Source organism: Heliorestis acidaminivorans (genome assembly GCF_008933955.1).
GTDB lineage: Bacteria > Bacillota > Desulfitobacteriia > Heliobacteriales > Heliobacteriaceae > Heliorestis > Heliorestis acidaminivorans.
On the sequence record NZ_WBXO01000020.1, the window covers coordinates 1 to 8,799 of the forward strand.

Genomic DNA, 8,799 nt, shown 5'->3' on the forward strand with positions numbered 1-8,799 from the left:
TTTCTTGGCATTTTCATCGCCCTCCCTAAGAGTATTTTATCTCACTCTTAGGTGTTCAACAAATCGGGTACGGGTCAGGGTATTTTACGGGTTAGATAATTAGTTCAAAGTGCTCTCCACAATGAAGCAAATAACTCCTAGTACCCACCAAGCAAACGATACAGAGATCTTCATATTAGTTATAGGTCATTTCAAGCTTAAAGACGGAACATCATCTTTTGGAAAACGTATCTTAATTGATGGACAGCAGAGGATAACTGCTCTTATAGCGACTTTATTTGGACTTGAGGTTGTTAAAGAGGAAAAAATCCACAGTGTCCAATAAAATGGAAGACCTCCCTCAATTATCATTAAAGGGTGATTATGTTGAATATCATTCAGTTTGCGACCCCAATGGCTGCTGCTCAATCAATAGCAAAGCTGTTGGATGGTTGTAATTCAAGATTTGTTGCCCGGCCTTGGAACCGCTACGAACCAGAAAATTCTCTTTGGTGGGTGGTACCGAGCAATAAATGGCCAGCTTATCAGTACGGAAAGTATGTTTTTTGGAATGTTGGAAATCATTTGCTGTGCGGTATCCATGTAGAAAAAGGCTTTGATCAATGTGTAGGTCCAATGTTAAAGAAGTCATCAAGCCAGAATCTGATCATTAAACAAGACTGGGTTTGGCATAGATTTCTCAAAGATATAGAAAAAGGTATCGTGGATGCTTCCTTGCAAGAAATTCAAAAAAATTGTAATGTAAGACCCCAAATCCATATTGGAGCTGGACTTCTAGGTTCGGATTCCACATTTGACCCAAGTTCACCTCGTTCTGATGAACTAATATTTGAATACGATAACGGTGAATTAAAAATTTGTAAATCTATCTTTCCTTTTGATACAATAACTCCTCTTAAAACAGCTAAAAAATTAAACCAAATCCCCAAGTTAGCACCATCTATTGGAGGAATAAACTGGACTTGGATTGATTTTTATATCGTTATTCCATTTATAAAGCCGAACTCAGAGAACAGAGCTTGTTCGGAAGTAATAGATGGCATGAAACTTTATAACATGGTATTATCCCGTCTTGAGCAGTGGGTTTTTCCGAACAATTAAAATAAGCCGGTGTACTCCAAACATAAGAACAAAGCATTGTGTAGGAGCACATGGATGGTACCATTTTTGGTAAATATGGTTCGTTTATACGAACAGTTTGTAGGAGTAGGAGAGTGCAATGAACTCAGACGCTGAGAAAATTTATAAAATTGTTGATTCGAAATACAAGACATACACAAAAAAAGTAATTGAAAAATAAAGGAATTACCTGAAGATTGTCGGCAGAGTGGAGAGGATTCAGATCTTTCAGACGTATGGAAGAATTTAAGGAGCAATTAGTAGGTGAACATAGCGTTTTCTTTGAAATCTATGAAAACATTGTATTAAATTTTTGCTTGGAAGTCTTAAATAAGTTAGACAATCAAGAGCTTCGTTTGCTTTGGTTACGAAGTGAAGGGTATTATGATTGGGATGAAGAAGAAGAAGGGGAAGCGCCAATTGAAACAATTATAGAAGACTTAGAGAAAGAATTATATCGACGTGTCTGTAGTGAAGCTTATGATGAAGCAGAGCGTGATGAATATTACGAGTATTTTGAACAGGAAGATGATTTAAAAGATTAATATTTTTATACTCGACTTGAGAAAATCAAAACGATAATACCTAGTAAAAAAAGATATATCAAGGTGGTTTATCATGTATCAAAGTAGCATTAAAATTATTTATTTATTTGTTTTCATACTTTTATCTGTGGCTTTAACCTATATTAAGCTACCTACTGGAACCCATACTTTGTCCAAAAACCCTTATGACGTCTTTGTCACAAAGGAAATAAATGATTTAGCTATAAGCATTACGGAAGGACTTAGTAACGATGCTGAAAAGTCAAAAGCCATACATGATTGGGTAGCTAGCAACATTTCCTATGATGTTCATACATATTTTAGTGGCAATCTTAAAGACCATAGTTATAGCGCATTAGAAACACTGAACAGAGGCACTTCCATATGTGCGGGATATGCCAACCTTAACGCTGCCCTTCATAAAGCTGTGGGAATACCAGTGAAAGTTGTTTCTGGTGTGGCTCGTGGGTATGGATTACAAGATAAAGAGTGGCATGAAATTGATTTAAATCAATCCAATCACGCATGGAATGAAGTGTACATAGATGGTCGTTGGGTTGTACAAGACCCTACTTGGAATGCTGGTTATGTAACGATGGATGGAGAATTTGTTTTTTCACTGAACCATAAGTACTATGATCCCGATCCATTGGTTTTTTCTGAAGATCATCGTAAATTAAGGGAATTTGAATACTAACGCTTAAACTTATTTTTCTAATCTCAATCTTGTGATAAACCACCTATACATCATCTGTGAATATTTGTAAAGCAGTAGTATTGAAATTAAGAAGGCCAGCATATCAACTATGACATGTTGGCCCTTCTTTTATCTCTTGATTGCTCGAAAACCGGCTGATCTTTGTGTGTTGTGGCTCTCTGGAACCGTAATACGCACCATCAGGGTCATCTAAGGGATAGGTGGCTTTCGTTCCGTGAGCATGGCACTATTTTTCCGATAAAGTGGCTCTTTCACGCCGAAATAATCAAAAACTAATAAATAGTTCTGATGATGCTGTTGTTTTCTAAAAGATATTACTTTTAAGGGGATTGAAAACCGTTAAAAATAAAAAGCCCCGGAATGGGGCCTTAGATTGATACTTATGATATGTTTTGCTTTTAAAATAGATACTTACACCCATGGTAACTGCCTTTGCAAACTGACCAGGCGAATTTTTTTTCTAAGTTCTTTTTTATCTTAGTGCAATGAGGATCCCTGCTTTTAAGAACAAAATAACGGCATAAATCCTTTTCAACTGTAACTTTGGAACAACCCTTTCCATCATCCTTGCAATACATTGTTACCGTGATTTGGTCTAAATCTTTGCCACTTTTCTCACAACTATCAATAAAAAAACCCTGTTTGTAATGATCGCAACAACCCCAATTACCCATAACTTCCACCCCCCTTTAAGAGGTATTTTAACAATTTACTAGGTTTTCATCAATTATTTTCTTGTTTTTTGAGCCCATTGACATACGTAAGCCTTGAACTGGTACGGCATTTAGGCGGTGTTAGTAGCTGAGAAGTGGCTCACCTCACCGAAATAGTGGCTCCCTTGAACCGTAATATGCACCAAAGTAAATCTATTAGAATTGATAAATTTCACTTTTTCAATTTTCAACAGAGTAAAAGTTCGTATCAAAACATTTTTTTGCAAAGTCTTTAGACATATTTAACAACATATGACTTTTCTGTAAAGATTGAGTCCATTCTTCAGGTATTTCGCTGTAACCATAATGCAAACCCGCAAGTCCGCCTGCAATAGCAGCTACTGTATCGGTATCTCCACCAAGATTTATTACTTTAAGCATACAGTCTTTATAGGTATCTGTTTTCATGAAAGCCCATAAAGCTGCTTCTAATGTTAATACGACATATGATCCTGCAGAAATCTTTTTATTACCATCTAGTATAGAACCAGTCAGAATATGATCGAAATGCACCCATTCTGTAGAAAATTTTTCTTCCGACTTTAACTTGTTAGCTTCTTCAATCATATAATAATAAGCTTCTGATTTTTGCTTTCCTGCTAAAAGGGCTTTTACCATAAAGGAATACAAAAGACAGGCAAGATTGCTTATCTGATGAGCATGTGTAATAGAAGAATTTTGCTGAATAAAATGACACATATCTTTACTTTTAGAGAAGTAGATCGAGGCAGGCAAAATTCGCATCAGTGATCCATTTCCGTTGCTTTTTTCAGCTTTGTCGCCTGACTCTAAAGGATTTATGCCATTATTCAATTTTTCTAATGCTTTTTTTATTGTATCGCCAACGCTAAAAGCATATCCAGTGGCCGTCATTTCGCCTTCGTTATACCATTTAAGATAAAGGTCTTTCAGATGTTCAATGCAGTATCCTTTTTCTATAATGTTTTTTACTAGACAAAATGTTAAGGAAGTGTCGTCTGACCAAGTGCCTAAAGGAAACTCTCCCTGAATCATTGTATTGATGGGGATACGATCTAAAACAGTCTTTTCTACACCTTCTATCGGCGTCCCTAAAGCGTCACCAACAGCAAGTCCCATTAACGCACCAACAATAGGAGATTCTTTTTCTGTTACAATGGGCTTAGTAGATATCTCCTTTGAGCAATCAATAAGGTTATGTTTACATCTTTTCTTTTGTATCTCTTTTTTTAGATTTTCATCCCAACTGCTCGTGTTTTTGTTGCCAATAGTTTTTAATGCTTTTTCAAAGTGACTATTTGCCTCATGAAACTTTTCCGTCCAAGATAGATACAGTTTAGCCAAATTTATATGTGTTCTTGCTTTTTGATGTTTTTCATAATTCGTTCGTGGTTCTTCTGTTAAAAGCTTAAGTGCTTGCTCGTACTTAATCTCAGCTTCCGGTTTGTCACTTTCATTTTTACTCTTTCTTAAAGAATTGCCGATATTGTTTAATATTTTGGCATGCAAAAAATTTTTTTCTGGGCTATCACTGCATTTTTTCACTAGTTCATAGGCTTTATCTATACATTCTTTAGCTAATGATTCTTTCTTCTCACAAAACCCTTTTTTGTCATTAAGTATACTGAATATATGAGCATTCGTTAAATGGTAGTATGTCTCTGCTAGAATAAGATTAGTAGTTTCGCTCTCTTCTAATGTGTTAGTAACTTTCTCCAAATACTTTATAGATTCTTCATACATTTTTGCTGAATACATTAACTCGCCCAATTCTAGCCATAAAAAAATAAGTACGGATTCATCAGTCGTCTTTGTATCTATTAATTTTGTTAGTTCTTCTTCTGCTTTTACCAGTGTTGCTGCTACTGCTTCCCCATCATAGTAAATTTCTAAATAAAAACGCGCAATATCAAGGTGAAGCTGTATAGTTTCCTTATAAGTATCTTTTGTTTTTTTAATCAATGACAAAGCTTCAGCGTATACTTCAAGAGCCCCTTTGTAATTACGTACAAGTCGCATTGCTTTGCCTTTGTAGATATATGCATTTAACTTAGGTGGGATATTTTTTTGAGAGAGCTTGTTCATTGCCTTTACATATTTGTTTGCAACAAGAATTAAATCGCTTGAGGGGCATCTTTCACTCATTAGCGACACTGTCTTTTCTAGCCATGAGATAAATTCATCTTCATGGATAATCTGACCTTCGACGAGAACTAGACTATGCTCTAATGCTTCTTCAAAAGCTTCATGGGGTGCAATCGTGCTTTTCTTTTGAAGTATTAATTCATTGTTGTTATTTAAGGATTGCTGAAGTGCTGTACAGTAATACCCGGACAAGAAATAATGAATATCGTATTTTAGATAATCGGTTTTCGAATAACGCTTTAACAATTCTTGTCCAAATATATCTAGTATATACCATTCGTTTTGTTTATCTCGCTTTTTAATAAAAGAATAATTGTAAAGCTTATCTATTTCAGTAATAGGAAATCCTGTGCTGAAATGGCTCATGATGGAACGAAGAAGTTCCTGATCCCATGAGCGAACGACGGCGAGGATTTGCAACAGCGCTTGCTCGTCTCTTCTTGCTTCCGACAAATAATAACTCAGGATATTAGCAACATTCAAATCAGAAACCTTCTCAATGTCTCTTTCTAGTATGTAATCAATAAGTAACTTGATTAGTTCGGGTTTACCTACACTAAGTTCAAAAACTTTATTCTGTAATTCCACATTGGTTATATTTTTTCTCTTTAATAATTCAGCGCAATGGTTCTCTAATAATTTCTCAAGTAATATTATTCTTGTGCATTTTTTAACAACGTCTTCTTGTGAGTGTTTCCAATAAAAATCATCATCGCAAAACAAAACCCACATGACACCCGGCGATTGAAGAGCTAGCTTTTTGATTCGTGGAAGCCAGTTATTATTGTGAGATTGATCTAAATCAATAAATATTACGAGTGGAGAAGCAATGTCTTTTTTACAAACTTTCTCAATATCTTCTTTCCAACTATAAAATAAGGTGTCAATACTTTGACCAAGACTTTTTTCTTTATGACTAGCAGTAATATCTCTATTCATGAAGCCTTTGCTTACTCCATATAACAAAGAAATAAAACCAAGAGAGAAAGTTCCTAAAAATAAAAGATCTGCTGCAGGAATAAGCATATTCTGCTTATTGTTCTTTGTGACATTTATTTTATCTGAAATGTAATCAAGATGTTTTTTTGTTTCTCCCAAAACGATACCTTTTTCGTTAAGTTGTTCAAAAAGACGGCTAAAGAACTCAAAATCATCTTTAATCATGCCTTTTGAAAAATCTATATGAACATATTTTTTCTTTTGATTTTTAACTATTTCTATAAATTGCAAACATAATCTGCTTTTACCAATGCCCTGTGCGCCATTATAAACAAGGATTTTTGGCTGCTCGTGATTGTTCATCCCTGTGAGTTCATCTAAAAAATCTTTTATTTCAACATCTCGACCCACTAAAGGAAGGGTATCTTCTTTGTGATAATTACAATTCTTCCGAAAGAACATATAAACTCCTTTCTCAACAAGGACTACTGTTGACATTTTTTAAGGGGGAATTTTTAGGAACAAAATACTTTTTTTACTTAAAATTATACCATTAAAAAACAAAAAGGTGTAGAATTATGTAAGTATCAAATTGGTTGAAAGTAAGAAAGAGGGGCTAAAGATGGATCTTTATATAAATCGCATTATGGGTGCCGTAATAGGTGCAACTATTGGAGATGCTCTTGGTGTCCCTGTAGAATTTAAGAGAAGAGCTGAACTTGAAAAAAATCCGGTGACCGATATGAGCTCTGGTGGTACTCATAACCAACCAGCAGGAACGTGGTCCGATGACACTTCATTACTTATCTGTCACGTTGAAAGCATCATAAATAAAGGGTTCGACATGAATGACTTGGCCAAGCGTTTTATAGCCTGGTTACAAGAAGGCAAGACAACTGCACACGGACAAGTTTTTGATGTAGGCTATACTACCATGATAGCGATTCAACGACTGGCATCGGGTGTTTCGCCAAAAAAATCTGGTCTTATAGATGAGAAAAGTAACGGGAATGGGTCACTGATGCGAATTGTTCCAGTCTCTTTATTCGTTGCTCAGTTACCAATGAAACAAATTGAGCGATATATAAAGGAAGCTTCTTCAATTACGCACGGTCACCCTCGCAGTCAATTGGCTTGTTTCATATTCAGCCTTCTGGCCATTCAGTTGTTACATGGTAATTCTCCCAAAAGTTCTTATCAGAAAACTATTGAACAATTGCACCAAATGCAAGAGCGTCAAGAACTTTTTATTGGAATGGAGAGGGAGATGTCTCACTTCTCCCATATATTAAATGGATCTCTTGGAAGCTTGCCGCGAAACGTTATTCCTTCAAGTGGATATGTTATTGACACTCTAACCGCATCTATTTGGTGTTTGTTGCAGAGTCAATCTTATGAAGATTGTGTCCTGCAAGCTGTAAATCTTGGAGAAGATACAGATACAACAGCTGCAGTAGCGGGTGCTTTAGCAGGCCTTTATTATGGTTTTAAGGCATTACCGAAAGAGTGGATAAACGTTTTAGCTCAAAAAGAAGTTCTATGTGATTTAGCACATCAATTTGCCCAAAAGGTAATAAAAAATATCGACGCAAATAACAAACAGTAGTGTTGTTGCTTATGAGCTTTAGAAAAAACCTTATTAGCTACGAAAAATCCAGAAACACACAGTCTCAGAAAAAGGGGGTAGATAAAATGCGTACATACAGATTTGAAAAAGGTGAGAAGTGGCAGTTTTCTAATGAGATCGATCAGGAGTGGCTTAAAGACATACAAGAAAGCGTTGAAAAAATAATTGAAAGAGATAAATTAGACAAAATCAAAATTGTTCTTGACGACAACAAAAAAATTATCATTAGACACGTTTTTGATGGTTATATGATTAGCATTGATGAAACCTTGAGTGTTTCGCAAAGTGCTACGAATGTTTGATAACTGGGGCTTTATTAGTTCCAGTGAATAGGAGTCTGTATTAAAGCTAAACGATAGCCGGTAGTTAACGCTCTTAAGCAAGATACTCGCTCGTTTCTTTCACCGATTTGCTCTCCAAGGAATAAGACGCTACTGAAGTGGAAGTATAGTATTACCGAAAACAATGCCCGAAAATAAACATTTTCGGTTATTATAATGATAGAATAGACAGCAAAGAGCTGTCTTTTTTGCGTTTTAAGGAGTGGAAAAAATGACCGAAAATGTTTTAGAACGATTTTTCTCTGATTGTGAGCAAAAGGGTGATTTGACCTGTACCCGATTTGTTGAACACCTAAGAGTGAGATAAAATACTCTTAGGGAGGGCGATGAAAATGCCAAGAAACGGAACAAGATATAGCGAAGAATTCAAGAAAAATACCTTGCAACTGATTAATGAACAAGGCCGAAGCGTACAGAGCGTGGCCAAAGACTTAGGAGTCAGCGATCAAACTATCTATCGCTGGATGGAACGTACAAAAGTAGTGGAAGATTCAAGCCAGTCAAGGATTCAGGAGCTTGAAAAAAAGTTAAAAGAAGCAGAAAAACGAAACGTAGAACTCGAGGATACGGTGACCATCTTAAAAAAGGCCACTGCCTTCGTGTGTCACGACGAAACATCTAAGTAGTTGTTTCATGCTCCATAAGAGATGAGGGTTTTGGGCCCCTCGAACTC

General features: G+C 35.9%; 8 protein-coding genes. 7 read left to right on the plus strand and 1 reads right to left on the minus strand.

From position 1 onward, the window contains the following. Window positions 1-121 precede the first annotated feature (121 nt). From F9B85_RS14680 to F9B85_RS13825, 4 genes are all read left to right on the plus strand, one after another. Entirely contained in the window at window positions 122-325 is a 204-nt protein-coding gene (locus F9B85_RS14680) for a hypothetical protein (protein ID WP_151621800.1), read from the plus strand. Between the two features lie 41 nt (window positions 326-366). After that, window positions 367-1,101: a hypothetical protein gene (locus F9B85_RS13815; protein WP_151621801.1), complete on the plus strand. Its 735-nt coding sequence runs from the start codon at window positions 367-369 to the stop codon at window positions 1,099-1,101. Between the two features lie 215 nt (window positions 1,102-1,316). Further along, window positions 1,317-1,664 carry a hypothetical protein gene (locus tag F9B85_RS13820; RefSeq protein WP_151621802.1) on the plus strand — a complete coding sequence of 116 codons (348 nt, stop codon included), beginning with the start codon at window positions 1,317-1,319 and terminating at the stop codon, window positions 1,662-1,664. Window positions 1,665-1,737: 73 nt separating this feature from the next. Beyond that, entirely contained in the window at window positions 1,738-2,361 is a 624-nt protein-coding gene (locus F9B85_RS13825; RefSeq protein WP_151621803.1) for a transglutaminase domain-containing protein, read from the plus strand. A gap of 914 nt (window positions 2,362-3,275) precedes the next feature. Here the strand turns inward: F9B85_RS13825 and F9B85_RS13830 are convergent. After that, complete coding sequence (locus tag F9B85_RS13830; RefSeq protein WP_170270562.1) at window positions 3,276-6,620, minus strand: ADP-ribosylglycohydrolase family protein; 3,345 nt, start codon at window positions 6,618-6,620, stop codon at window positions 3,276-3,278. Window positions 6,621-6,780: 160 nt separating this feature from the next. On the opposite strand from F9B85_RS13830, the gene F9B85_RS13835 reads away from it, so the two are divergent. From F9B85_RS13835 to F9B85_RS13845, 3 genes are all read left to right on the plus strand, one after another. Next, the gene (locus F9B85_RS13835) at window positions 6,781-7,764 is read left to right on the plus strand and encodes an ADP-ribosylglycohydrolase family protein (protein WP_151621805.1); all 984 of its coding nucleotides are present in this window, start codon (window positions 6,781-6,783) and stop codon (window positions 7,762-7,764) included. A gap of 86 nt (window positions 7,765-7,850) precedes the next feature. Beyond that, window positions 7,851-8,087, plus strand: a complete 237-nt coding sequence (locus F9B85_RS13840; RefSeq protein ID WP_151621806.1) for a hypothetical protein — start codon at window positions 7,851-7,853, stop codon at window positions 8,085-8,087. A gap of 371 nt (window positions 8,088-8,458) precedes the next feature. After that, window positions 8,459-8,752, plus strand: coding sequence for a transposase (locus F9B85_RS13845; protein WP_170270564.1), 294 nt, complete (start codon window positions 8,459-8,461; stop codon window positions 8,750-8,752). Window positions 8,753-8,799 lie beyond the last annotated feature (47 nt).